Here is a 24,519-nt window from a genome sequence, read left to right on the forward strand (position 1 = left end):
ACCGTGAGCACCATCGACGAGGCACCGGCGGCAGAGCTGTCCTGGCAGCGGTTCTGGCAGCTGATCGACCTGATCGGCGGCGAGCCCGCGGTCGCCGTCTGCGCGACCCTCGACGAGGGCTGCGAGCGGCTGGGCGAGGTGCTCGCCGCCGGTCCGGTCGAGGAGATCCTCGGCTACGGCGAACGCCTCGCCGAAGCGCTGTACCGCCTGGACCGGGAGGAGTACGGCACCCAGCGGGCCGCGGACCCGGACCTCCCCGGGGCGCCGGTGCCGCTGAGCGACGACGGCTTCCTCTACGCCCGCGCCGCCGTGGTCGCCGCCGGACGCGCCGCGTACGACCGGGTGCTCGCCGATCCGGAGCTGTTCGCCGCCCACTCCTTCCGCAGCGGCGAAGCCCTGCTGTACGTCCACGAGGAGGCGTACGAAGCGGCGACGGGCGAGGAGTGGGACCACGACACCCGCTACGACTACGAGTCCTGCTCCAACCGCGAGGGCTGGCCGAACCTCTGACGGTGGTCCGGCCGTCCCCGCGGGGGAGGTCAGCGAGTGCCGAAGTCGGCGTTCCAGGAGGCCGCGCCGACCTGGGAGAGGCCGACCTCGGTGTAGTTGCCGTCGATCATGATGTTGAAGTGCAGCGAGGACCTCACCCAGCCGTCGAAGGCGGCGTCGATGCCGGTGGGGCCGTAGAAGGCGATCTCGCCCCAGGCCCGCCAGTTGTAGCCGAGGCCCTTGGCGATGGCGCCCGAGTCGCAGAAGTGGCCGGACACGTGACGCTGGTCCATCTGGCCGGCGTTGCACCGGGCGGCCTGGCCGAGGGTCGCGTTGAGCCGCACCGGTGCCTTGCCGTACTGGGCGCGCAGCTCGTTGAGGCGCTGGAGGAAGCGCTGCTCGTTCGAGGACGTCGGGGGCTGGGTGGTGCCGGACCCGGGCACCAGGTCGAACCGCTGGGACATGCTGCCGTCGCAGGACTCGACGGTCACCTCGCGGTCCTGGCCGTGGTAGGTCAGACAGCGGTTGTCCCGGGCGTTGTGCAGGTAGGTGCCGCCCTCCGCGGCGTTCTCCAGGGTCCACTGCTGGTTGTCCCCCGCCCACCAGTGGACGAACTGGGTGGTCCGGCCGTCCCTGGTGTCCATCTCGACGACACGCTCGGTGCCGTTGACGTTGCGGACGAAGTCGACCCGGCCGTTCGGCTTGTTGGATATCCAGAACTGGGTGGAGCTGTCGCGGTAGTTGCGCGCGACGATCCGAGAGCCCTCCCCGTCCGCGCCGGCCAGCGCGTGGTGGTTCTGGTGGTCCTGGATCGTGATCGTCTGCTCGACCACGTCCGTGGCGGCGGCGTTCGCCGGCGCGGCGGACAGCGCGAGGCCGGTGACCGACAGCGCGCACGCGGCGAGCACCGCCCCCGCCGACCGGGCGCGGACACGGGTGGTGCGGGTGGAGGTGTCGTTCACGGGGTTCTCCTACTGCTCGACGGTCCCGCCCCGGTTGCGGGGCGGGCATGAGCAGGACACCAGCGGCGTGTGCACAGGACGTCAGCGATCCGTGGACGCCGTGGCGGCGACGGTCCACCGGTCGTGTACGGCGTGTGTACGCGGGCGGGCCAGAGTCGTTCCCGTTCCGCTCGACCCGGCCGGCCGGATGCCGCCCGGGCAGCGACTCACGGAGAGACGGACATCATGTTTCGCAAGTTCCTCGGAACGGCGCTCGCCGCCGTCACCGCGACCGCCGGCATCGCTCTCGTGGCGCCGACCCAGGCGTCCGCCGACATCAGCATGGGCGTCGAGTGCCGGCAGATCGTCGGCGGGATCAGCACCCCGGTGGTCCGGACCTCGCCCATCACGCCCAGGAGCTCGGCCGGGGGCATCGACCCGGGTGCGCTGATCGGCGGTGTCTTCGCGGGAGCCGACTTCGTGAAGTCGCTGATCGACGAGGCCCGGAAGAGCGCCGAACTGCGGGAGAACCAGGCCGGGTTCCTGGAGAGCCTGTCCAAGAAGCTGCAGTACCTCACCCGGGGCGAGTACAACATCAGCATCTTCCGGTCCGGCAAGGGCTTCCGGGAGAACATCCTGCAGAAGTCGAACTGCTTCGGCACCGTCCAGTACGAGGGCTCCGACGACAAGGCGCTCTACGACGTGTACGTCTTCGACTCCGACGGCCAGGTCTGGAGCAACGACGGCAACTACGGCTACCAGAACTGGCGCCACTACGGGCACACCCACTCCACCGGCACGGCGGGCAGCACCAGCGACAAGTACACCTACTGGTTCCCGACCACCTCGCAGAAGTCCGCGCACGAGGCGGCCGACGCCCGGGCCAGGGGCGAGGGCGGCCGGCCCGCGCACGGGAAGGTGACCACGCTGATCGCCGACAACGGCCTCGCGGTGGACCTCCAGGACGCCAACACCAACGCGGGGGCGTGGATCCAGGGCCAGTACCCGAACGGCAACCAGGCCCAGAAGTGGGCGCTGTGGGACGTGGGCAACGGCAACTGGCAGATCGAGACGGACTACCGCGGCGCCATGCTGGTGGACGTCATCCCCAACGACTGGCGGACGCACCTGGTGAAGGCGCACGGTGGCAGCAACCAGCTGTGGCGGTTCGAGGAGTACGGCAACGGCTGGTACCGGATCCGGGGCGTCTACAACATGCAGAACGGCTACCCGAACGGCGGCTGCCTGACCGCCGGTTCGGCCGGCAGCCCGCTGGCCGCGCTGGACTGCACCAAGGGCCTGGGCGGTGGCCAGCTCTGGAAGCTGGCGGGCTGACGGCCTCCGGGCACGAGCCGCTGCGGCTCGTGCCCGGTAGCCCTGGCGGCGGGTAGCTGCGGTGCCCGGTAGCCCCGGCGGCGGGTAGCCGCGGTGCCCGGTAGCCCCGGTGGCGGGTAGGCCGGGCGGCGGGTAGCCGCGGTGGCGGGGAGCCGCGGAAACCCGCTGGAGGCCGGTGGTCCGGCCTCCGTAGAATCCCGTGTCTGTGACCGACACCAGCACCCCTTCCGACGCCTCTCCCGCCGCGCTCCGCCAGGACGCCGAGCTGATCGCGGGCGTCGTGGCCGCCGCCGGGCGCGACATGGTCGACCGGGAGACGGTCGCCGAGGTGGTGGCGCTCTGCGCCGTCGCCGGGGAGCACCTGCTCGTCGTCGGACCGCCGGGCACCGCCAAGTCGGAGGCCGTGCGCCGGGTGGCCGGGCAGCTCGGCGGCCGCTACTTCGAGTACCTGCTCGGCCGGTTCACCGAGCCCAACGAGCTGTTCGGCCCGGTCGACCTGCGCAGCCTGCGCGAGGGCCGGGTCGAGTTCGAGACCTCCGGCATGCTGCCCGAGGCGGACGTGGCCTTCCTCGACGAGGTGTTCCTCGGCTCCACGGCCGTCCTCAACACCCTGCTGGGCCTGCTCAACGAGGGGGTGTTCCGGCGCGGCGGCACCGTCCTGGCCAGCCCGCTGCGGGTCTGCGTCGGCGCCGCCAACCACCTGCCGGAGGACCCGGCGCTCGCCGCCTTCGCCGACCGCTTCCTCGCCCGGGTGTTCGTCGATCCGGTGGCCGACGCCCGGCTGGAGGAACTCCTGGAGGCCGGGCGCCGGCCGGCCCCGGACCCGGTCGTGCAGCTCCCCGACGGCCCACGCGGTGGGGCCGGCCCGGACGACCGGCTCGGTGCGCTGGACCGGCTCGCCGACGCTGCCCGGGGCTGCGGACTCGACGGCGTCACCCCGCTGCTCGCCTCCGCGCTGCGCCGGTTGCGCGCCGCCGGGGTGCCCGTGAGCGACCGGCGGGCCGTCCGCTCCCAGCGCCTGGTCGCGGCCGCCGCCGTCCTCGACGGCCGGACCGTCGCCACCGCGCGCGACCTGTGGGTGCTGCCACTGGTCGCGCCCACCGCGGACACCCAGGCGCTGGCCCGCGACACCCTCGGCGACCTGATCGAGAAGGCCGCCAACCAGAGCCTCGCCCACGCCGCCGAGGAGCTGTCGCGCAGCTCGGCGGCCCGCGCCGAACGACTCGCCCGCACCGGCGCCGCCCTGCTCGCCGGCCACCGCGGCCTGCCCGAGGGCCGGGACTCCCGGCTGCGCCTGGAGGCCGCGCTGCGCGAGATCGACGCCGGCTTCGCCCCGGCCGACCTGCCCGCCGCCCTGGCCGGTATACGCGCCGAGCTCGTCGCGGCGGTCGCGCCCTCGTGACCGCCACCGACGGACCGACCCCGCCACCCGCCGTGGCGCTCACCTGGGAGCGCCGCGAGCCCCCGCTGACCGCCGCCGCCGTGCTCGCGGTCGGCGATGCCGTCCCGGCCCTGGCCGCCGCGACCCGGGACCGCCTCGCCGACGGCGCCCGGCTCGGCGTGCTCGCCGACGACACCACCCTGCTCGTGCTCGGTGCCGAGGACGGGCTCCCGTGGGCGGACGGCGCCCACTACCTCGGCCACGACGAGGAGTTGCTCGTCCCGACCACCGCCCGCCCCCGGCCTGCCGCGACCCTCTGGCGGTCCGCCCTCGGCGCCCGGCCCGGGGACCTCTGCGTGCTCGTCCCCGGCCACGCCCTGGTGGCCGCACCGCCGGCCGCCGCCACCGACCCGGACGCCCTCACGCCCTTGACCCGGCGGGCCGGACGATGAGCGCCACCCGACTGCCCGCCGCACTCGCCCCGTGGGCCGGGACGCTGTCCGCGCTGACCCCCGAACTCGCGGTCGCCCTCGGGCCGTTGCTGCGACGGCTGGACCGACTCGTCGGTGCCCGCGAGCCGGTGGCCGACGGACCGGGGGAGCCGGACGGCGCGGGCGGGATCGGCCGCCACGGCCGGCCGGACCAGCTGCTGCCCGCCGAGTGGCTGCTCGCCCAGGAGCACCCCGAGGAGTTCCTGCGCCGCTTCGTCGACCGCGAACTCCTGTACCTGGCACCCGAGTTCCGCAGCACCGCCACGCGCGGCCGGACGGTCGTGCTGGTCGATGCCGGCCCGTCCCAGGCCGGCGCCGGCCGACTGGTCCAACTGGCCGCGCTGCTGGTGCTGCACCGCCGGGCCACCGCCCGCGGCAGCGAACTGCGGGTGGGCGTGCTCGGCGACCCGCCCGGCTGGTGGCTCGCCGGTGAACCGGCCGACCTGCTGCCCTCCTGGCTCGCGGCCCGCCGCCCCGCCGAGCCGACCGCCGAGCACGTGCGCCAGGCCGTCGCCGGACTCGACGCCGCGGACCGGGTCTGGCTGCTCACCTCGCCCCGGCTCGCCGACGGGCTCCCGGGGCTGCTCGGTCCGCCGGACGGCTCGCCGTCCGGCCCGCCCCGCGTCCTCGCCACCGACGTGGCCCGCTGGGGCCCGGAGGGCGCCACCCACGTCACCGTCCGCCTCGACCGCACCGAGGCCGAACTGCCGCTGCCCACGGCCGACATCGCCGTCCGCGCGCTGCGCGGCGCGGAGTTCCGGCGCAACGGTCCGGTGCTCGTCCCGACCCCCGCCGACACGGCCGGTCCGGCCGGCCTGGCCCTGCCCGTCTTCACCACCGACACGACCGTGCTGCTCACCCGGGGCCGGCACGAGGGGGTCCTGCTCGCCACGGACGTTCGGCAACCCGAGCACAAGCACGCCGCCGCCACCCGCTCCAAGTCGCACCACCTGAACGGCCGGGTGATCGCCGCCGGCCGGACCGGCCGCCGCCTGTTCGCCCTCCACCTGCACCGGGACCGGGTACTCCGGTACGTCAGCGGGCGACAGGTCGGCGGGAGCGCGGAGTTCGCCGTCGACCCGGCCTTCCTCGGCCTCGACGGGACGGTCCTGGGGGCTCTGGCGAGCCGCCCGGTGCTGCCGCTGCTGCGCTCCGGGGACGACCTGCTCGTCCCGGTCGCCGGCCGCTGGCGCCGGATCGGGCCCGACGGCGCGGTCACCGACGACGGCCCGGTCGGCCTGCGGGCGGAGGGCCCGTTCGGCTTCGAACGATGCCGCGAGCCAAGGCTGTTCGAGCAGACGCTGCCTACCGACGCGCTGCGGGCCCGGCACCTGGTGCACGCGGGCGGCACCGCGGCCTGGTCCGAGGACGGCAGGACCTGGACGGTGCGGACCCGGCTCGGCGACGAACGCCGGCTTTCGTTCCGGGAGAAAGCCCAGGTGGCGGGCCTGGTGCACGACGGGCGCGAGCCGGTGCTGATCACCTGGGCACCCGGGAGCCGGACGGTGCGGGCGATCCGGCACGACGGTGTCCGGACCCTGAACGGATTCTCCGGCGGCACCGCCCCGCCGGCCGTGCACCCCGCCCGACCGCTGATCGCGGCCGAGCGCCCGCCCGGCCGGGTCGTGGTCGGCGACGCCACCACCGGCCGGATCCACCACGTGATCGGGAGCAGCGCGTGAACGCCCCCCTCCGGCGTGCCGCCGGGACCGTCCTCGCCACCGGCTTCGTGCTCGACGTGCCGCTGATCGGTGCGCCGGAGGCCGCCGGGCGCGTCCTCGAACTCTGGCGTGCGGACGCGCGGCTGTGCGAACTGCCCGACGGCCGCTGGCTCCTGCTGCTGCCCGAGCCGGTCCGCACCCGGGTGGACCGGGCGCCAGGGCTTCCGCTGGAGCGCGCCGGGCACGGCGGGCACGGCGGGCCGTCGGCTGCGGACACTCCTGCCTCCGGCTCCGCCGCGGTCACCGCCGACGGCCGCCTCGTGCTGACGGCGGGCGGATCGACGGTCACCCACCTCGTCGCCGAGCTGCCCGGGTTGGACCCCGCCGACTGGCTCGATCCGACCGGCCTCGCCCTGCACCGGCCGCGCCCGGTCGGTGCGGCCCCGGCACCGGAGGCGCCGCCCGTCGAGGACTCGGTCCCGGACGTCCCCCGGCCGGACCTCAGGGCGGCGGCCGGCATCCGGCCGCCGTCCGGGCGGGCCCGGCGGCTGACCGCCGGGACGCCGCGCGCCCGCGCCCGCCGGGCCCGGCGGCAGTCCGAGCGGCCGACCGACCCGCCGTCCGCCGGGCGCACCGGCGCCGGGGGCGGTGCCGGGGGCGGCGCCGGCCGAGGGGCCGGCCGAGGGGCCGCCTGGTGGCAGACCACCCGGCCGATCACCCTCGCCCCCCACCACGCGGCGGTCGTCGTCGTCCTGCTGATGGTGGTGCCCCTGCTGTTCGTGGTGCTCTTCGGCCTCGGTCTGCTCAAGGACGCCGGTTTCGACCCGGGCGGCGTCGTCTTCGCCTCGATCGTCGGGGGTCTCGCCCACGGGGCCCTCTTCGGCCGACGCGCCGCCCGGGACGGGGGCGGAGCCACGGCGGGGCCTTCCGGTCCCGCCGCCCCCGGGCCTTCCGGCAGCGCCGCCCCCGCCCCGCGCCGGGGCCGCCGACCCTGGCTCGGCGACCTGCTGGCCCGGTTCACCCTGCGCACCCCCGCCGCCCGCCTCCTCCACCAGCGCCACGCCCGCTACCTGCGCGACCTCACCCGCGCCTTCGAGCAGCAGCGCTGGGAGGACGCCCTGCGCGACGCCCCGCCGCTCGCGGGCCGGGAGCGCGGCGCCGCGACCGAAGGCCCCCTGGTCTCCCTCGCCCTGCCCACGCGCTTCACCGGGCAACTGCGCCCCACTCTGCTCCGGATCGGCCCGGCCGCGGCGAACGCGTTCTCCGGCCCGACCGTGCACCAGCACCTCACCGAGCTCTACCGGGCCGCCGCCGAGCGACTGGAGCAGCAGGGCCGGTACGACGAGGCGGCCTTCGTCCTGGCCGACCTGCTGGAGGCACCCGCCGAGGCCGTCGCCCTGTTCGAACGGCACGACCGCCTCACCCGGGCCGCCGAACTCGCCGAGGGCCGCGAGCTCGCCGCCGACCTGGTGGTCCGCCTGTGGTGGCGGGCCGGCGAACGCGCGCGGGCCGTGCGGACCGCGCACCGCCGGGGCGCCTTCGCCACCGCGGTCGAACGGCTGGCCGCCACCGATCCGCAGGCCGCCCGCGAACTGCGCGCGGCCTGGGCCGAACACTGCCGCGCGGCCGGCGACCGGCTGGGCGCCGTCGAGGCGGTCTGGCCGGACGAGGCGCTGCGGCCGTCGGTCGCCGCCGACCTGCGGGACGCGGTCGCCCTCGGCGGCCCCACCCGGGGCCGGGCCCTGCCCTACCTGCTCGCCCTGCCGGACCTGACGGCCCAGGGCTCCGGCACCGCCACCCGGGCGCTCGCCCGCGCCGTCCTCGACGGCGACGGCGACCCGAACGCCACCGGCCGCTCGGCGCTGGCCGCCGGCCTCGCCCGCCTGCCCGCCGCCGACCCGGCCACCGACCGCGAACTCGCCACCGCCGCCGCCCGGGCGGCCGTCCGCGACGGCGGCCTCGGCGGCGGCGTCGCCGAGCACCCCCTGTTCGACCGACTGCTCGGCCGCGCCGACCCGTTGACCGCCGCCGACCTGCCCCGCCCCCGCCCGCGACCGGTGCCCCGGCCCGGCGGAGCCGCTCCCGCCCACACGGCGGTCGACCGGCCGGGCACCCTGCCGGTCCTGGACGCGGTACTGCTCGCCTCCGGCTCCCTGCTGGTGGCCTGCGGCCAGGCCGGCGTCCGGCTGCTCGCCCCCGACGGTCGCACCCGGGCCCACTGGGACACCCCCACCGACCGCCTGGTCCTCGCCGACCACGGCGGCGGTGCGCTGCTGGTGACCGAGCACGGTCCCGACCTGCTCGGACTCGCCCGTCTCGATCTCGCCACCCGCACCGTCCGGCCCTGGACCACCCTGCGGGCCCGGCGGCCGGCCCTCACCTACGACGGCCACCGGCTGATCGCCGCGGCGGACGGCGGCATCGTCGTCCTCGACACCACGGCCCCGCGCCCGGTCGCCGTCCGGCGCGAACTCGGCGGCGAGGAAACGCTGCTGGGCGGCATCACCCGAACCGCGAACGGCTGCGCGGCGCTCGTCCGCAGCCCGTCGACCGCCCACTCGCCGCTCACCGAGGTCTGGCGCTGGGACCTGCCCGGCTGGGAACTGCGGGCCCGGCTGCGGGTGGACGACGCCCTGTCGGACCTGCTCTCCCGCACGGACCCGGCGGACGCCCTCGAACCGGTCGCGCTCGCCGCCGGCGGCCTGCTCACCGCCGAGGCGCTGCCCGCCGGGAGCGGTACGGCCTCGGCCGACCGCACCGTGCTGCGCTGGACCTCCGGCCTCCCCGCGGCCGAACTGACCGTCGACGGCTGCGCCCCGCTCGGCCCGGCCGCCGACGGCGACCACTGGGCGCTCACCGTGCCGACCCCGGACGGCACCGGCCTGCGCGCGTACGCCGGTTCCGGCCCGTGCTCCGCGCCCGGCGTCACCGTCCTGGTGCCGAACGCGTCCGGCGACCGGATCGGCGTGCGCCACCATGCCGGCACCGTCACCTACTGGCACCGCTCGGGCCGCGTCCTCGCCACCTCCGCCGACGGCACCGCCCTGCTCGCCAACCTCAGGGTCACCGTCCGCTGACCGGACACCGGGCGGCCCCGGATTCCGCTTTTCCTCGACGCGCCACCCTGCGAACATGCGACGCTACTCACTGCGTCCGTCCGAGGAGGAATCCTGTGTCATCGCCCTGTGACCCCGCCAACGCGCCCGTCGGTGACGTGAGCACCGCGCTCATGGTGATCGACTCGCGGCTCAAGGCCATCTACGACGGCCGGACCGGCACCGACCCCGAACAGCAGCGGATGGTCGACCAGTTCGCCGCCTCCCTGGGCCCCGCGGAGGCGGACGCGCTGCTGGAAGGCGTGTGCACGCTCATCTACATGTACATGGACTGGCTGCGGGTCGTCTGCGAGCGGCACGACAAGGAGGTGGTCGAGCACGTGGTGCCCACCCTGGTGGCCACGATGCGGATGATGCCCAACACCTTCCGCCCCGAGGTCATCCCCACCATGGCGGGCTTGCTCATCGCCGCCGGTACCGGCCTGAGCCCCAACCTGTGGCGGGCGCAGTACGGCGACTGGACCGGCGCCGAGATGAACCCCCTGGAGGCGACCTCCGTCCTGCTCGCCGAGCACATCAACCGGATCGTCGGCGACGACCAGGACTTCGCCACCCGCCTGATCGCCGACGCCCTGGCGGTCACCGACGACCACTGACCGCCCGTCGGGCCGGTTGCCGGTTGCCGGTTGCCGGTTCCGCCCGCCTCGGCCTCCGCCCGCCTCGGCCTCCGCCCGCCTCGGCCTCCGCCCGCCTCGACCTCCGGCCGGTGGGTCCCGGAGGCGCGGATCTTTAATCGGTGGCGCCGGGTGGCGGGGTGCCGCTAGGTTGATCGAACGCGGGCGGCTCCGCGGCGTGCTTCCTTCTCCTTCACTCCGAAACCTGTAGCGCGCCCCCTCTCCGCCCGCTTCTTCAACCTCTCTGCCACGTTCGTGGGGGTCCTTCCGCATGCCCCGAGCCATCACGGCTCCCTTCGACAGCGATGTCGACCTCGATCTCGGTTCCTTCCTCCTCCGCCGGCGCGGCGCCGTCGCCGTCGCCCCCGGTGACCTCCTCCCCGCAGCCGACCCGTGGAGCACCCGCGGCCTGGTGGCGCTGGACGCCGATCTGGCGCGGCGCGGGTACCTGCTCACCAGTGAACTGCGCTCGGCACTGGCCAGGTTGTCGCCCTCCGCACTCGCCGGGACCGGGGACGGGCTGCTCGCCCGGATCGACCACCTGCTCGGCGCGGACCGGGAACACGTACCGCTGTTCCGCCGCTTCCCCGACGCCGTGCCCGACCACGCGCAGCTGTTCTTCACCCGGCAGATCCGGGCGTTCCTGCTCAACCAGCCCCGGCAGCCCTGCGCCCACTGCGGCCGCCGGGGAGCCGAGGCCGGGATCGGCGCGCTCGCGCCGTGCGCGCACCTGCTCTGCGCCGGCTGCCTCGACGGGCTGACGGCCGAGGGCCGGGGCGAGCGCTGCCCGACCTGCGGGACGCCCCTGCACACCGGCACCTACCTGCCCGAGGACCACCGGATCGGCCGGAAGGCCGCCGAGGAGTTCGGCGGCGAGCAGGCGATGCGTCCGCTGCGGCTGATCACGGCCGACCAGGTCACGGCCGCGATGAACGAGTTGGACCGGCTGCTGGCCCGCCGCACCCCGCTGTCCCCGCAGGACCGCGACGACCTGACCGCGCTGCTCGCCCACGCGCCGGAGGACCTGCCGGAGCGGCTGCCCGCGCAGATCCCGGTCCGGGAGACCAAGGCCACGGTGCTCGCCGCGCTGCTGCGGCGCGGCGGCACGGACGCCCTGTCAGTACTCGCCGAGCGGATCGACACCGCGACCGACGTGCTGCGACTGCTCTGGGCGTGGTCCGGCGCCGAGCCCGACCTGCTGCCCGCGACCGCCCGGCGGCTGCGGCTCAAGGGCCTGCCCCGGCCGCTGCGCCGGGGCCTGCTCGACCTCCTGGAGGGGCTGCACCCGACCGCCCTGGTCGAGGACCTGCGCCGCCACCGCTCGGCCTGGCTGCGGGCGGGCGAACTGCTGCACCCGTACGAGTTCCGGCGGCGCCTCCCCAACGTCGCCGCGGCGTTCGTGGTGCTGCGGCAGACGGACCTGCGCACCCACGAGGTGGGGCGGGAGCACGCCGAACCGCCGGCCGGGCCGCTGCACGTGGTGAGCGCGGGCGAGCGGACCCGGCTGGGGTTCACCGGGTTCGCCGCGCGGGTCGAGGGCCTGCTCGCCGCCGGGGACACGGACGGTGCGCTGCGGGCGCTGGCCGCGCGGCCGGGGGAGCTGGTGCGCAGGCTGCACCACGTCCTGCGGGTGCACGCCACCGTTTCGCCCGGGACGCCGCTGTCCGCGTCCGGGCTGGGCACCGTCGCCACCGCGCTGACCCGGGTCGCCCCCGGGCCGTTGCTCGGCGCGTACGGCGCGCTGCGCGGCACCCGGACGGCGGGGGAGCGGCGCCTGTACTTCCCGCGCGGCACGGTGTCGCTGGCCCACGCCCGGGAGGACCACGGCACGGTGGTACCCGGCGAACTCGCTTCTCCGGTAGTGGAGCTGATCGAGGCCGAGCTGCTGCGCCGCAGCGGCGCCGACGGCGAGCGCTACGAGGTGGCGCTGCTCGACGAGGGGCTGACCGAGCTGGTCGCGCCGTTCGCCGAGCGCGCCGCCGCGAAGACGCTGGTGTGCGTGCCGCGCGGCAGCCGCCAGCGGCTGCCGGCGGGGGAGCGGCTGCGGCTGTTCCTGCACTGGATGCAGCCGGAGGAGCTGCGGGTCGACCTTGACCTGTCGGTGGCGCTGTACGACGAGCGGTGGAACTTCACCGGCCTGTGCGACTACACCAACCTGGTGCACGGCGACCGGGCCGCCGTGCACTCCGGCGACTACGTGTCCGCACCGCCGCCGGACGGGGCGACGGAGTTCGTGGACCTGGATCTCGCGCGGCTGGTCGCCGGCGGATCGCGGTACGCGGTGATGATCGTGTTCAGCTACAACGACGTCTCCTTCGAGCAACTGACCGACGCTTTCACCGGGTTCATGGATCTGGGCGGCGCCGCGTCGGCGGGGAGTCCGCACTTCCACCCCCGGGCCGTCCGGCAGCGCCTGGACCTGGTCGGGGACGCCAAGGTGTGCGTGCCGATGATCGTCGACCTGGCCGACCGCCGCTACACCTGGACCGACCTCAACACCGGTGCGGACGGCGGCTTCCACAGCGTCTACCGGCACCAGGCCGAGGTGGGCGCCCTCAGCCGCGACGTCCTCGCCCACTTCTCCCCGGAGAACCGGGCCACCCTCTGGGACCTCGCCGCCGCCCGCGCGGCGGCGAGCACGGACGAGGTGGTGGTGCGCGGGCTCGACGGCGGGCTGCGGCGCTGGCGGCGCGGGGCGGGGGAGGACGACGGCGGGTTCGCGGAGCGTCTGCGTGCGCTCCGGGACGAGGACGGGGGAGTTGTGCCGGCCCTGCCACAACTCCTCGCCGGGCGACGGTCGTTCGTCGCGCTCGTCGACGGGGACGTCCCCGCGCCGGAGAAGGTTTCGGGAACGCTGTACCGCCTCCACCCGGGGCCGATCGACGCCGCGCCGGAGGCCCTGGAGCGCCTGACGGCAGGGGACCTGGTCGCGGGCCTGGTACCGGGGCCGGTCGGGGTCGCCGCGCGGTGACCCCGACCGGGCGGACTTCATCGGTCTCGAGTCCCGGAACCGTGAACGGCCCCTGATCAAGCGGCTTCGGCCCGGTGCAGTGCGGCGCCGCCGGGTCGCGCGAGCCGGACGAGTCCGGCGGAGAGCCCCTGGGGCCGGGGCTGCGGAAACCGATTGCCCGGCCGCTCGCGCCCGCGCAGAATCGCCCCATGAACCATCGTGCGGCGGACCTCCGGCAGCCTGGCCTCTCCGACGAACCCGTGCTCACCGGAGAGCGGGTGCTGCTGCGCCCCTTCGACCTCGCGCAGGACTCGCCGGCGCTTCGCGACCTGCTCACCGACGTCGAGGTGGGGCGGTTCACCGAGGGGGACCCGGGGGTGGAGCCGGCCCCGCCGTGGGACGCGGACGCCGAGCGCCGGATGCGGGACTGGTACGGGAGCCGCGCCGCGCAGGCGGACCGCTTGGACCTGGCCGTCGTCGACCGGGCGAGCGGCCGGTGTGTCGGCGAGGTCGTGCTCAACGGGTGGAGCCCGGCCAACCGCAGTTGCGGCTTCCGGATCGCGCTCACCGCCGCCGGCCGCGACCGCGGGCTGGGCACCGAGGCGACCAGGCTGATCGTCGGCCACGGCTTCGAACGGCTCGGGCTGCACCGGATCTCGCTCACCGTGTTCGGCCACAACCCGCGTGCCCGCCAGGCCTACGCCAAGGTCGGCTTCGTCCTGGAGGGCACCCGGCGCGACGCGCTCCGCTACGGCGGAGTCTGGGTGGACGACCACGACATGGCGATCCTCGCCCCCGAGTGGCAGCGCCACCGCGGCCACCCGTAGGACCGGCCGCAGCCCCTCGGGCTGTCACTCGCGGTACGAGGCCGAGAGGTCCGAGGAGTCCGGGGAGCTCGGCGAGGCGGCAGCGCAGCGGCAGGAGATGCGATACGCCCTGGCAGAATCGGCGCCATGACCACCCCCCTGCCCGAGCCGAGCACGCAGCTCTCCGACCCCGGCGCCCTGTTGCTGGACTACCTCGACCACTACCGCTCCGCGATCGGAGCCAAGATCGAGGGACTGTCCGACGAGGAGCTGCGCACCAGCTGCCTCCCCTCCGGCTGGACGATGCTCGAACTCCTCAAACACCTCGTCCACATGGAGCAGCGCTGGCTGCGATGGGGATTTTCTGCCGAGCCGGTCCCGGCCCCCTGGGGCGACCGCGGTCCGGAGGGCCGCTGGCACGTCACCCCGCAGGAGAGCGCTGCCGACCTTCTCGCGGCGCTGTACGCGGGTGGCGAGCACACCCGGGCCGTCGCCTCGGGAGCGCCTCTGTCCGCCGTGGCCGCAGCCGGCGGCCGCTTCCCCGACGACGGCACCGAGCGCCCCACCCTGGGCTGGATTCTGTTCCATGTCCTCCAGGAGTACGCCCGCCACGCGGGCCACCTCGACATCGTCCGCGAACTCACCGACGGCGCCACCGGCTAGTGACACCCGCGCACAGGACGTCGGCCCCGCCGACTTCCTGTGCGATTGCCCTGCCCGGAGCTCTAACCGGGAAGGTGCGCCGGGTTGGTGGGCGCTTGCTCCGTGGGCGGGGAAAGAAGGACGGCTCAGGGGGCGGACGGCTCGATCTCCCCCGCGAAGACGATGATCTGGTCGATGAGGTTCCGTCGCAGATGGACGACGTCGGTTCCCGCCAGGCGCGGACCTCCGTCGGGCGTGGTGAAGACCCACCGGTACCGGGCCCATTCGTCGGGCATGTCCACCGCCGAGCAGCGCACCATCGTGCCGGCCCCCGCCGGGTGGCGCCGGATGTCCAGCACGAACCGCTCGACCGCCGCGATTCCTTCGCTGCGACCCAACGGTCCCCAGAAGACCACGTCCGAGGTCAGGGCCCGGGGGAGCAGGGCAGTCACATAGGTGTCGTCCGAGGCGTTGAACGCGGAGATGAACGTGTCGATCGCGGAGCGTGCCGTCTCTTCCTGCATGCCCCAGTAATACCAGCCGTTGCGGGTGGGCATTCGTCGGCAACGTCGTCGGCTCGCGGGAGGACTTCCGGATACTGAACGTCAAGGCGGGGTTCGTGATGCTGTGGGGGGATCCGCTGTGCCCCGCCGCCCGGTCGGCGGGGCACAGCCTCGTTCCGGCTCAAGCGGCATCGGCCCGGTCCAGTGCGGCGGTACCCGGTCGCGCGAGCCAGACCAGTCTGGCGGAGAGGCCCGGTCGCCCCGCGAACAGGCGGAGGGCCCGCTCGGGCGAGGTGAGTGTCATCCGCGTCCGCCCGTCGACGACGAGGAGCTGTGTCAGACCGTCGCTGTCGGCGAACCCCCAGGCCGCAACCCATCCGTCGGCGCCCTGGCCGCCGACGTCGTACACCTGGACCACGGCGAACTGCCTGGGTGCGGTGTCGAGCACGAGCCCGCACAGCTCCTCGTCGAAGGAGGGGAGGGAGTTTTGCGAGGGCACAGCGGGCATGGAAGTCTCCTGAGGGAGGCATGGGCGAGCCGTTGGTCGGCACTTTGCGTAACTGACCTATGCCATACGGTAGCGCTACGATGGCATAACTTCCATGAGGTCTATTGAAGACTTGCCATGGACGCTGGGTGATGGGTGAGAGAGGTCGGGATGGCTTTGGGTGGTGTCCTCACGTTGCGGCAGCAGCGTCTCGGGTTTGAGCTGCGCAAACTCCGTGAGAATGCTGGTCTCACCTCGACTGCCGCTGCTGCTCGAGTCGGAGTGAACCAGGCTCACATGAGCCGAATCGAAGCGGGACGGTACGCGGTGAGTGCCGATCGGGTACGCGCGTTCGCTCGTGCGTACGCCTGCACAGACCAGGACTTGGTCGAGGCTCTCGCCGCCATGACCGGAAGGCGAGTTCGCGGCTGGTGGGAGGAGTACCGTGACATCCTCCCACCTGGAGCTCTCGACCTCGCCGAACTCGAACACCACAGCACGGCGATGCGGATCGCCACGGTGATTCACATTCCTGGGCTGCTGCAGACTGTCGACCACGCTCGTGCGATCTTCCTGGACGTCTTCCCGCCCCTGTCGCCGCCCGAGGTGGAACATCGCGTCTCCCACCGCATCAAGCGTCAAGCGGTGCTCTTCGGCGAGCAGTCGATTCCGCTGACGGCCGTCATCCACGAGGCAGCCCTCCGGATGGGGCTCGGCGGCCCTGCGGTGGCCCGAGCGCAGTACCGGCACCTTGTGGAAATGAGCACCCGTGACAACGTCTCGGTTCGCGTGATCCCCTTCGGCGCAGGTACGTTCTCCGGATCAGGCCAGTCCATGGTCTACTTCTCCGCCGCTGTTCCCCAACTCGACAGCGTGCAGTTGGACACGGAGCATGGTTCCGAGTTCCTCGACTCCTACGCACACCTGGTGAAGTATCGACTGATGCTGGACCGACTGGAGTCCAGCGCGCTCGATCGGGTGGAGTCGCGTGATTTCATCTCCCGCATCGCACAAGACATCTGAGAGGTAGGTTGATGTCATCCCTCAACTGGCAGAAGTCTACGTACAGCTCGCAGGCAGCCAACTGCATCCAGGTGGCGGCTATGCCGGACGGTGCCATCAGGATTCGCGAGAGCGACGAGCCCGCCGCCATCCTTGCCACTACACAGGCGCGGCTGCGGGCGCTTCTGCTGGGTGCCAAGGCGGGGAAGTTCGACCACCTCGCGCAGTAGTTGTCATACGGCCTTCCCCGTCCTCCGGATGGGGAAGGCCGACATCCTCAACCACACAACGCCAACACCCGCTTACCGGCCGAGTCAGTGCGGATCCCGGTGCCCGGCCTCTCAGTGAGGCCGGGCACCCTCCAACTCGTTCCCACCGGTTTGCCTCCTCGGGAAGCCTCTGTGGCAGTTTCTTGGAAAACGGGCCGGCTTCGCATCAAGCGAAAGGCGGTCCTCTTCGGCGCGCCGAGGTCACGCGCTTGGGCAGCGTTCAAGTTGGCGGGGACAAGTTCGAGTTCATTGACGCTGGACCGCAGCTGTCGCCCAGAGCATTTGAGACGGGAAGAACCATGACAACGTACTTCTGGCAGAAGTCCTCCTTCAGTGGCGACACCGCCAACTGCCTCTACCTCGCGGCTGCGCCCTACGGTGCCGTCAAGCTTCGGGAGAGCGATGAGCCCGAAACCGTCCTCACCACCACGCCGGGGCGCCTGCGGGCGCTTCTACTGGGCGTCAAGGCAGGGGAGTTCGACCACCTCGCGGAGTAGCTGCGGAGGCTAGGGACGAAGGCGTCAGGTGTGGTCAGGGCGCAGCGTTCATCCTTCACCGACCCGCGCCACAGGTCTGGGTCGGTGTCGAGTTGCTTGGGCCGCAGCTCGGCACAAAGAGCTTCCCGAAGTCCGGCGCGGCGATTGTGCAGGTACTCCGGCGCGGAGGTCGCGCGCTTGGACAGCGTTAAGGTCGATGGGGGCAGATTCGAGTTCATCGACACTGAGTCGCAGTCGGTCAAGTATCGAGCTGTGACGGACCGGCTGTAGGCGACCGCGCTCGAGCTGGGTGCGTCACGCGTTCTGGTCCACCGAATCGCCCGAAGCATCTGAGACAGGAACGACCATGGCTGCTCTCATCTGGCAGAAGTCCTCAACCAGTGGCGACGCCGCGAACTGCGTATACGTCGCAGCAACCGCCGATGGGGGTATCAGGATCCGGGAGAGTGACGAGCCCGACGTCGTCGTTACGACGACGGCCGAAACGTTCCGCGCCCTTGTGCGCAGCGTCAAGGAGGGTGACCTGGATCGCCTGATGGAGGAGGGGCCACGGCGTCAGATGCGGGCGATCAGGGCGTAGCGTTCGTCGTCCACCGGCTTGCCCCACAGGTCCGGGGCGTCGCCGAGCTGCTCGATCCGCAGCTCGGCGACCAGCGGACGTACGGCGGTGGCCAGGTCATGGGCGCCGACACCACCGGTCCACGGGTGGCGTGCCGCTTCCGGCACGTACGGTCCGGCGGAGCCCCAGCGGCCCTCGACCATGACCAGCCGGCCGCCGGGGCGCAGTCGGGCCACCCATTCCCGCAGGGCGGCCCCGGGCTCGGGCAGCGTCCAGAGCAGGTGGCGGGCGAGTACGACGTCGAAGGCGGCCCCGCCGGTGGGCGGGGCTGCCGCGTCACCGACCAGGAACCGGCCCGCGAGCCCTGCGTCGAACAGTTTCCGGCGGGCCCGGGCGACCATTTCCGGCGACAGGTCCACCCCGGTGACCCGGTGACCGGCCTCGGCCAGCAGCAGGGACAGCGAGCCGGTGCCGCAGCCGACATCGAGCACGTCGGCCGGGGCCGACGGCATCCAGGCCGTCAACCGTGCGGTCCACGCCGAGCGGACGTGCTCGGCCCGCAGCCCGTGATCGGGTCCGTCGTCGAAGCCCGCCGCCGCCGCGTCCCAGTACGCGGCGACGGCTGCGGAGTCCTCGTTCATGGCGCGCATCCTCGCAGCGGCCGCAGGCCGGTGGCAGGAGAACACGGCGACGCTGTCACATTCCTCTCTCGGCGCGCGTCAGTGCAGTGAACGAGAAACCGGACGGACGGAAAGAGGACAGATCATGACCGACGCGCGGATGGCGAACCCGGCCGTGGTGATTCCCGAGGCGATGCCGGCGATCCTCGGGGTCGTGAAGGCGGCGAAGAAGGGCGGCGTGCCGGAGAGCGTGCTGGAACTGGTGCACCTGCGGGCGAGCCAGATCAACGGCTGCAGCTACTGCGTGGTGGGCGGCGTCGCGAGTGCGAAGAAGAACGGGGAGACCGACGAGCGGCTGCACGCGGTGGCCGCGTGGCGGGAGGCGCCGTTCTTCACCGAGGCCGAGCGGGCCGCGCTGGAGCTGTCGGAGCACGTGACGCGGCTCGCGGACCGGGCCGTGGTGCCGGACGAGGTGTGGAACGCGGCCGCCGAGCACTTCGACGAGAAGCAGCTGGCCTCGCTGGTGCTGTGGATCAGCCTGACCAACTTCTTCAACCGGATCAACGCCACCACCCGCCAGCCCGCCGGGGACACCTGGTAGGCCGGGGGAGCGGCCCGGGTCGGACGGCGGGGACCGTCGGCCCGGGCTGGGCGGCCCGGGGAGAGTCAGACGGCCGGGGTGTCGGCCGGGGTGCCGTGGCGCTCGTCGTCGTGGGCGCCGGAGAGGACGGCGTCGAGCAGGCCGGGGTAGCGGGCGTCGAGGTCCTCGCGGCGCAGCCGGAGGAGGTTCTCCCGGCCGGAGGGCAGCTGGTGGATGACGCCGCTGTCGCGCAGCACCCGCCAGTGGTGGGTCATCGTCGACTTGGCGGTGATGCCGATCGCGGTGAGCACGCTCCCGCAGTTGTGCGCGCCGCCGCCGTTCAGGACCCGGACGGCGGAGAGACGGACGGGGTTGCCGAGGGCCGTCAGAACGTGTTCGATCCGGATCTGCTCGCGGTCGGGGTGGCGGTAGCTCATGGCCCCACCGTAACGCGGGGCGTGCACCGGCCGACCCGCACCGTCGTCCCAAGTGGACGCGGGGAAAGCCGGGTTGCGAGGATGCGGGGTTACCGTGCCGCGACCCCGGCCGGTGCGCCGGTCCGGCCGGACCGCGAAGGCGGGCCGGCGGCCGCCCCCGGGGACGCGAGGAGCGCGGCCAGGGCGCGCCGGAGCGGGGTGGGGCCGAGCTTGCTGAGGAGGTGGTGGCGAGGGCTCATACCCGTGAACGACCCGCCGGGGCGCCCGCGTGGTTGCAGCGTCCCCGCCTCCTTGCCCGATGGGGAACCCGAGAAGCCGGGCGGGGCGGTCGACAGGTACGCTGTAATGCATGAGTGCAGAGATTGACCCTTACGAGGTGCGAGTCGGTGTGCCCGACGTGGCGACCTTCCGGCAGCTGCGGACGGCGTCCGGGATGAGCGACCGCCCGGCCGCCGCGGTGGCCGCCGGCCTGCCGAACACCTGGTTCGGCGTGACCGTCGAGCACGGGGGTGCGCCGGTCGGGATGGGGCGGATCGTCGGGGACGGCGGGGTGATCTACCAGATCGTCGATGTGTGCGTGCTGCCCGAGCACCAGGGGCGTGGGCTGGGCAAGCGGATCATGGAGCGGCTCACCGCCGAGCTGGAGCGGCGTGCGGAGAAGGGCGCGTACGTGTCGCTGATCGCCGACGGCGAGGCACACCGGCTGTACGCCCAGTACGGGTTCGTGGGCACGGCTCCGGCCTCGGTGGGGATGCACCGGCTGGTGTGAGCCGAGGTGCTGCGACCTCGGAGGAGTGCGGCCCGGCCCGGTGGGCCCGCGCGCCCGCCGGACGGGCGGGTCGCGCGGGTCGTGGTGTCAGGAGTGGATGCCCTGGCCCGGGGTGAGGATCCCGGCCGGGTCGAAGCGGTGCTTGGCCGCCACCACGCGCCCCCACCGGCTGCCGTAGTGGCGGCGCCAGTCGGCGTGCGTGACGTCCGGGATCGCGCCGATCAGGTACCGCTTGCCGCCCAGCTGCACCGCCCGGTCGTACAGCCGGCGGTTGCGCCGGAGCGCGGCGGCGTGGTCGGCGCCCGGGAACGGGAAGGACAGCAGGTCGAAGTGGAAGCCGACCGGCTCGTCCGGCATCACCGTCATCGGACGGGTGAACACATCGGTGCGGAACGGGTAGAAGAGCAGCAGGCCGGCGCCCAGGTCCTCCGGCGTCAGCAGGGCGAGGGCCTCGCGGGTGAAGGTCCCGGCGGTCGAGGCGGGCAGGAAGAGGCTCATCCAGGGCTTGGGCTGCGACCAGAGCCCGGCCCCCTTCAGGAACCCGGCGAAGGCGTCCACGCGGTACGCGTACTCGCGCGCGGTCTGGTCGGTGAAGGTCGTCTCGGCGGCGACGCAGCGCAGGCCGCGCACCAGCTTCGCCCGGTCCGGCGCGGCGGCGCCGTCGTAGAGGACCACGCCCTCCACCTTGTAGCGCCAGCCGGTCCCGGCCGCGTCGCGCGACACGTCGCCGACCTGGAGGTCGAACCGCCGCTCCAGCATCACCTTCTTCTGGTCCGCGAGGTAGGCGCCCAGGTCGTCGTAGAACAGGTTCAGGACGAGCGCCCGCTCCCGGGCCCGCACCAGGCGCAGGGTGGCGCGGACGATCAGCCCGGCCTGCCCGCCGCCGCCGAGCACGGCCTCGAACAGCTCGCGGTTGGTGCTCGCCGAGGCGGTCACCAGCTCGCCGGTGCCGGTGACGACGTCCACCGACTCGACCGTGTCCACCTGGAATCCGTGGCGCTGCACACCTCCGCCGATGCCGCCGACGCTCAGCGTGCCGCCCACCGACAGGTGCAGGTAGTCCGTCAGGCAGGGCGGCATCCAGCCCTGGGCGAGCGCGGCGTCCGTCAGCTGCGCCCAGGTGACGCCGGCCTCCACGACGGCGCGACCGGGGGTGATCCGGATGATCCGGTCCAGTCCGCGGGAGTCGATCGCCACGCCGCCGCGCACACCGGCCTGGCCGTAGCTGGAGTGCGACTCCAGCTCCGTCGTCTCGCCGGTGCCGCTCTGGCCGTTCATCGCGACCGGGATGCGGTGACGGCGGGCGAAGCCGACCAGGGTGGCGACGTCGCGCACGGAGCCCGGCCGCAGCACGGCGCGCGGGGCGGCGGTCACCAGGTGTCCGAAGTCCCCGTCGAACCGGGCCAGGGTGGCGGCGTCGGCGACCAGGGTGCCGTCCAGCCGCGGCAGCGCCGCGAGGGTGTCGGTGCCGGAGGCGGCGTCGGCGCCGGCCGCGGTGGCCTCGGCATCGGGGGAGGTGTCCGGGGAGGTGTCCGCGGCGGGAGCTACGGCCCAGGAGCGGCTCACCGTGTTCCAGCCGACGACGGTGGCCGCCGCACCGACGATCACGCTGCGGCGGGGCAGAGCTGACTTGCTCATTCCAGATTTCTCCGATCAATCGTCATATGAGCAGTGTTGTATCGCAGTCGGTACGCCCACGTGCAACAGTCGCGGGCGGAACGGTTCGGTGACGGCCGGTCGGACGGTGAAAGTCGTCCGGAGTGCGGAGAGTGGTCTACACCACATAGGGGGTCGGGGGTAGGGATCCGGACACCCGTCGGACCCGTCCGACGTGCCCGCGACCAGGGCGGACGGCCGTCAGGAGCGGTTCGGGAGCGGGTGTCCGGTGGCCGGAAACCCGGTTGTCCGGCACCGGTGCCCCGGGGGAGAGTGGAGGTGTCGGGATCAAGGAACGGCAGGAACGGCAAGGAACGGATCCCGACGACCGAGGGCGAGCTGGGCCTGGGAGAGCCCAAGGGCCTGTAAAGCCCCCGCTTCGGCTGTGATGGTTCGAATCCATCCTCGCCCACCCTCGGACCGCGGCGGCACCCCTGCCGCAGCCTGTTCGCCCGGGTCCGTCCCACCCGGGCGAACAGGTGCCCGGATAGGCTCGGGCCCATGTTCGTCCTGGAACTCACGTACACCGTGCCGCTCGACCGGATCGACGCCCGCCTGCCCGACCACGTGGACTGGCTGAACCGCCACTACGCGGACGGGACCTTCCTGGCCTCCGGGCGCAAGGTTCCGCGCGACGGCGGCGTCATCCTCGCCGTGGGCGAGGACCGGGCGGCGATCGAGGCGCTCGTCCGCACCGACCCGTTCGCCGTCGAGGGTCTGGCGACCTACACCGTCACGGAGTTCCTCGCCACCGTCGTCGCCCCCGTCCTGGAACCCCACCGGCAGCAGCTGCCCGGCTGAGGCAGCGGCCCCGGCTCCGCCCGTACGGCGTCGGTCGTCCGTCCGCGCGGCATCGTCCGGGTGTCGGTGCGGCGCCCGCGCGGTGTCGGCGGGGAAACGGCGGGGTGCCTCGCCGCCCCGGTTCGGAGACCGGTCGTGCACTGGCTACGATCGGTGAGCACGGGGCACAGAAGCGCCGGGCCGCGGGCCGGGCGCACGGCGAGACATTCCAGTGGGAGAAGACGATGGCACACGCACGGGCCGGTCAGCCGGCGCAGGCGGGCGACCTGGTGGACGTCGCGAGGCTGGTGACGGCCTACTACACGCTTCACCCGGACCCGGAGGAGCCGGGCCAGCGGGTCGCGTTCGGCACCTCGGGCCACCGCGGCTCCTCCCTGGACGCGGCCTTCAACGAGGACCACATCGCCGCCACCACCCAGGCGATCTGCGAGTACCGGGCGATCGAGGGCATCACCGGTCCGCTGTACCTCGGCGCCGACACCCACGCGCTGTCCGAGCCGGCCGCCGCCACCGCCGTCGAGGTGCTGGCCGCCAACGGCGTGACCGTCCTGCTGGACAGCGCCGACGGCTACACCCCGACCCCCGCCGTCTCGCACGCGATCCTCGCCCACAACCGCCGCAGCCCGCAGTCGCTCGCGGACGGCATCGTCGTCACCCCGTCCCACAACCCGCCCCGCGACGGCGGCTTCAAGTACAACCCGCCCAGCGGCGGCCCGGCCGGCTCCTTGGCCACCGGCTGGATCCAGGACCGCGCCAACGCCCTGATCCGCGAGGGCCTGCGCGGCGTCAAGCGGGTCCCGTACGCGCGCGCCCTGGCCGCGGCGACCACCGGCCGCCACGACTACCTCACCTCCTACACCGAGGACCTCGCCTCCGTCCTCGACCTGGACGCGATCCGCGCGGCCGGCCTGCGGATCGGCGCCGACCCGCTCGGCGGTGCCTCCGTCGCCTACTGGGGCCAGATCGCCGAGACCCACCGCCTCGACCTGACCGTGGTCAACCCGGTCACCGACCCGACCTGGCGCTTCATGACGCTGGACTGGGACGGCAAGATCCGGATGGACTGCTCCTCGCCCGCCGCGATGGCCTCGCTGATCGCCCGCCGCGACGAGTACGACATCGCCACCGGCAACGACGCCGACGCCGACCGGCACGGCATCGTCACCCCGGACGGCGGCCTGATGAACCCGAACCACTACCTCGCGGTCGCCGTCGACTACCTCTACCGCCACCGTGCCGACTGGCCGGCCGACGCCGCCGTGGGCAAGACACTGGTGTCCTCCTCGATGCTCGACCGGGTCGCCGCCGACCTGAAGCGCCAGCTGGTCGAGGTCCCGGTGGGCTTCAAGTGGTTCGTCGAGGGCCTGCTGGAGGGCTCGATCGCCTTCGGCGGCGAGGAGTCGGCCGGCGCGTCCTTCCTGCGGCGCGACGGCGGGGTGTGGACGACGGACAAGGACGGCATCCTGCTCGCCCTGCTGGCCGCCGAGATCACCGCCGTCACCGGCCGCACCCCCAGCCAGTACTACCGCGACCTGACGGACCGCTTCGGCGCCCCCGCCTACGCCCGGGTGGACGCCCCGGCCGACCGCGACCAGAAGGCGCTGCTCTCCCGCCTGTCGGCCGAGCAGGTCAAGGCCGGCGACCTCGCGGGCGAGCCGGTCACCGCCGTGCTCACCGAGGCCCCGGGCAACGGCGCGGCCATCGGCGGCATCAAGGTGTGCACCGAGAACGCCTGGTTCGCCGCCCGCCCGTCCGGGACCGAGGACGTGTACAAGATCTACGCGGAGTCCTTCCAGGGGCCCGAGCACCTCGCCCGGGTCCAGGAGGAGGCGCGCGAGCTGGTCAACGAGGTGCTGGCGGGGTCGGCGTCCGCCTGACGGCCTGAAGGCCTGCCGCCCGGCGCGGGGTCGTGC

Annotated in this window: 24 protein-coding genes and 1 tRNA gene; 19 read left to right on the plus strand and 6 right to left on the minus strand. The window is 73.7% G+C overall.

The genetic code is table 11. From position 1 onward, the window contains the following. Positions 1–3: 3 nt before the first annotated feature. On the plus strand, positions 4–510 hold the full coding sequence (locus tag ACIPYS_RS31445; protein ID WP_400752508.1) for a DUF4240 domain-containing protein: 507 nt from the start codon (positions 4–6) through the stop codon (positions 508–510). A gap of 29 nt (positions 511–539) precedes the next feature. Here ACIPYS_RS31445 and ACIPYS_RS31450 read toward each other — a convergent pair whose 3' ends face one another. Then, positions 540–1,451, minus strand: a complete 912-nt coding sequence (locus ACIPYS_RS31450; RefSeq protein ID WP_400752511.1) for a CAP domain-containing protein — start codon at positions 1,449–1,451, stop codon at positions 540–542. Positions 1,452–1,676: 225 nt separating this feature from the next. Between ACIPYS_RS31450 and ACIPYS_RS31455 the strand changes: the two genes are divergently transcribed. The 9 genes from ACIPYS_RS31455 to ACIPYS_RS31495 all read left to right on the plus strand — a co-directional run bounded on the left by ACIPYS_RS31455 (position 1,677) and on the right by ACIPYS_RS31495 (position 14,447). Further along, positions 1,677–2,765 (plus strand): RICIN domain-containing protein, encoded by a 1,089-nt coding sequence (locus tag ACIPYS_RS31455; protein ID WP_093858800.1) that lies wholly within the window; start codon positions 1,677–1,679, stop codon positions 2,763–2,765. Positions 2,766–2,970: 205 nt separating this feature from the next. Next, positions 2,971–4,167 carry an AAA family ATPase gene (locus ACIPYS_RS31460; RefSeq protein WP_400752516.1) on the plus strand — a complete coding sequence of 399 codons (1,197 nt, stop codon included), beginning with the start codon at positions 2,971–2,973 and terminating at the stop codon, positions 4,165–4,167. Continuing rightward, entirely contained in the window at positions 4,164–4,598 is a 435-nt protein-coding gene (locus ACIPYS_RS31465; protein ID WP_093858799.1) for a hypothetical protein, read from the plus strand. Before ACIPYS_RS31460 ends, ACIPYS_RS31465 begins: the two co-directional genes overlap by 4 nt. Next, positions 4,595–6,319: a hypothetical protein gene (locus ACIPYS_RS31470; protein WP_400752519.1), complete on the plus strand. Its 1,725-nt coding sequence runs from the start codon at positions 4,595–4,597 to the stop codon at positions 6,317–6,319. Before ACIPYS_RS31465 ends, ACIPYS_RS31470 begins: the two co-directional genes overlap by 4 nt. Continuing rightward, complete coding sequence (locus ACIPYS_RS31475; protein WP_400752522.1) at positions 6,316–9,375, plus strand: bpX6 domain-containing protein; 3,060 nt, start codon at positions 6,316–6,318, stop codon at positions 9,373–9,375. Before ACIPYS_RS31470 ends, ACIPYS_RS31475 begins: the two co-directional genes overlap by 4 nt. A 95-nt stretch (positions 9,376–9,470) precedes the next feature. Further along, on the plus strand, positions 9,471–10,010 hold the full coding sequence (locus tag ACIPYS_RS31480; RefSeq protein ID WP_093858796.1) for a hypothetical protein: 540 nt from the start codon (positions 9,471–9,473) through the stop codon (positions 10,008–10,010). 289 nt (positions 10,011–10,299) lie between these two features. Continuing rightward, positions 10,300–12,999 carry an MXAN_6230/SCO0854 family RING domain-containing protein gene (locus ACIPYS_RS31485; RefSeq protein ID WP_400752527.1) on the plus strand — a complete coding sequence of 900 codons (2,700 nt, stop codon included), beginning with the start codon at positions 10,300–10,302 and terminating at the stop codon, positions 12,997–12,999. Between the two features lie 188 nt (positions 13,000–13,187). Then, positions 13,188–13,805: a GNAT family N-acetyltransferase gene (locus ACIPYS_RS31490; protein ID WP_400752530.1), complete on the plus strand. Its 618-nt coding sequence runs from the start codon at positions 13,188–13,190 to the stop codon at positions 13,803–13,805. 126 nt (positions 13,806–13,931) lie between these two features. Next, positions 13,932–14,447 carry a DinB family protein gene (locus ACIPYS_RS31495; RefSeq protein ID WP_400752533.1) on the plus strand — a complete coding sequence of 172 codons (516 nt, stop codon included), beginning with the start codon at positions 13,932–13,934 and terminating at the stop codon, positions 14,445–14,447. Positions 14,448–14,572: 125 nt separating this feature from the next. Here ACIPYS_RS31495 and ACIPYS_RS31500 read toward each other — a convergent pair whose 3' ends face one another. Continuing rightward, on the minus strand, positions 14,573–14,950 hold the full coding sequence (locus ACIPYS_RS31500; RefSeq protein ID WP_400752732.1) for a nuclear transport factor 2 family protein: 378 nt from the start codon (positions 14,948–14,950) through the stop codon (positions 14,573–14,575). Between the two features lie 160 nt (positions 14,951–15,110). Next, the gene (locus tag ACIPYS_RS31505) at positions 15,111–15,437 is read right to left on the minus strand and encodes a hypothetical protein (RefSeq protein WP_093858793.1); all 327 of its coding nucleotides are present in this window, start codon (positions 15,435–15,437) and stop codon (positions 15,111–15,113) included. A gap of 150 nt (positions 15,438–15,587) precedes the next feature. Between ACIPYS_RS31505 and ACIPYS_RS31510 the strand changes: the two genes are divergently transcribed. The 4 genes from ACIPYS_RS31510 to ACIPYS_RS31525 all read left to right on the plus strand — a co-directional run bounded on the left by ACIPYS_RS31510 (position 15,588) and on the right by ACIPYS_RS31525 (position 17,764). After that, on the plus strand, positions 15,588–16,439 hold the full coding sequence (locus ACIPYS_RS31510) for a Scr1 family TA system antitoxin-like transcriptional regulator (protein WP_400752537.1): 852 nt from the start codon (positions 15,588–15,590) through the stop codon (positions 16,437–16,439). 11 nt (positions 16,440–16,450) lie between these two features. After that, positions 16,451–16,648, plus strand: a complete 198-nt coding sequence (locus tag ACIPYS_RS31515; protein ID WP_400752540.1) for a DUF397 domain-containing protein — start codon at positions 16,451–16,453, stop codon at positions 16,646–16,648. A gap of 338 nt (positions 16,649–16,986) precedes the next feature. Continuing rightward, complete coding sequence (locus tag ACIPYS_RS31520) at positions 16,987–17,184, plus strand: DUF397 domain-containing protein (protein WP_400752542.1); 198 nt, start codon at positions 16,987–16,989, stop codon at positions 17,182–17,184. A gap of 346 nt (positions 17,185–17,530) precedes the next feature. Then, a complete protein-coding gene (locus tag ACIPYS_RS31525) occupies positions 17,531–17,764 on the plus strand; it encodes a DUF397 domain-containing protein (protein WP_400752544.1) in 234 nt (77 codons plus the stop codon). Here ACIPYS_RS31525 and ACIPYS_RS31530 read toward each other — a convergent pair. Continuing rightward, positions 17,740–18,384, minus strand: coding sequence for a class I SAM-dependent methyltransferase (locus ACIPYS_RS31530; protein ID WP_400752546.1), 645 nt, complete (start codon positions 18,382–18,384; stop codon positions 17,740–17,742). The genes ACIPYS_RS31525 and ACIPYS_RS31530 overlap by 25 nt on opposite strands. A 124-nt stretch (positions 18,385–18,508) precedes the next feature. Here ACIPYS_RS31530 and ACIPYS_RS31535 point away from each other — a divergent pair, with 124 nt between their 5' ends. Then, entirely contained in the window at positions 18,509–18,964 is a 456-nt protein-coding gene (locus tag ACIPYS_RS31535) for a carboxymuconolactone decarboxylase family protein (RefSeq protein ID WP_045943066.1), read from the plus strand. A 65-nt stretch (positions 18,965–19,029) separates the two neighbouring features. Here the strand turns inward: ACIPYS_RS31535 and ACIPYS_RS31540 are convergent, their stop codons facing one another. Then, positions 19,030–19,380: an ArsR/SmtB family transcription factor gene (locus ACIPYS_RS31540; RefSeq protein WP_400752549.1), complete on the minus strand. Its 351-nt coding sequence runs from the start codon at positions 19,378–19,380 to the stop codon at positions 19,030–19,032. Between the two features lie 349 nt (positions 19,381–19,729). Between ACIPYS_RS31540 and ACIPYS_RS31545 the strand changes: the two genes are divergently transcribed. Beyond that, positions 19,730–20,149, plus strand: coding sequence for a GNAT family N-acetyltransferase (locus tag ACIPYS_RS31545; protein ID WP_400752552.1), 420 nt, complete (start codon positions 19,730–19,732; stop codon positions 20,147–20,149). Positions 20,150–20,236: 87 nt separating this feature from the next. Here the strand turns inward: ACIPYS_RS31545 and ACIPYS_RS31550 are convergent, their stop codons facing one another. Next, positions 20,237–21,787, minus strand: coding sequence for an FAD-binding protein (locus ACIPYS_RS31550; protein WP_400752554.1), 1,551 nt, complete (start codon positions 21,785–21,787; stop codon positions 20,237–20,239). A gap of 350 nt (positions 21,788–22,137) precedes the next feature. Between ACIPYS_RS31550 and ACIPYS_RS31555 the strand changes: the two genes are divergently transcribed. The 3 genes from ACIPYS_RS31555 (at position 22,138) to pgm (ending at position 24,483) form a co-directional block, all read left to right on the plus strand. Next, a tRNA-Tyr gene (locus tag ACIPYS_RS31555) sits at positions 22,138–22,217 on the plus strand. 89 nt (positions 22,218–22,306) lie between these two features. Further along, complete coding sequence (locus ACIPYS_RS31560; protein WP_400752557.1) at positions 22,307–22,606, plus strand: YciI family protein; 300 nt, start codon at positions 22,307–22,309, stop codon at positions 22,604–22,606. A 224-nt stretch (positions 22,607–22,830) separates the two neighbouring features. After that, positions 22,831–24,483, plus strand: coding sequence for a phosphoglucomutase (alpha-D-glucose-1,6-bisphosphate-dependent) (gene pgm / locus ACIPYS_RS31565; RefSeq protein ID WP_400752560.1), 1,653 nt, complete (start codon positions 22,831–22,833; stop codon positions 24,481–24,483). Positions 24,484–24,519: the final 36 nt, after the last annotated feature.

It is taken from the genome of Kitasatospora sp. NPDC089913, from assembly GCF_044748625.1.
GTDB lineage: Bacteria > Actinomycetota > Actinomycetes > Streptomycetales > Streptomycetaceae > Kitasatospora.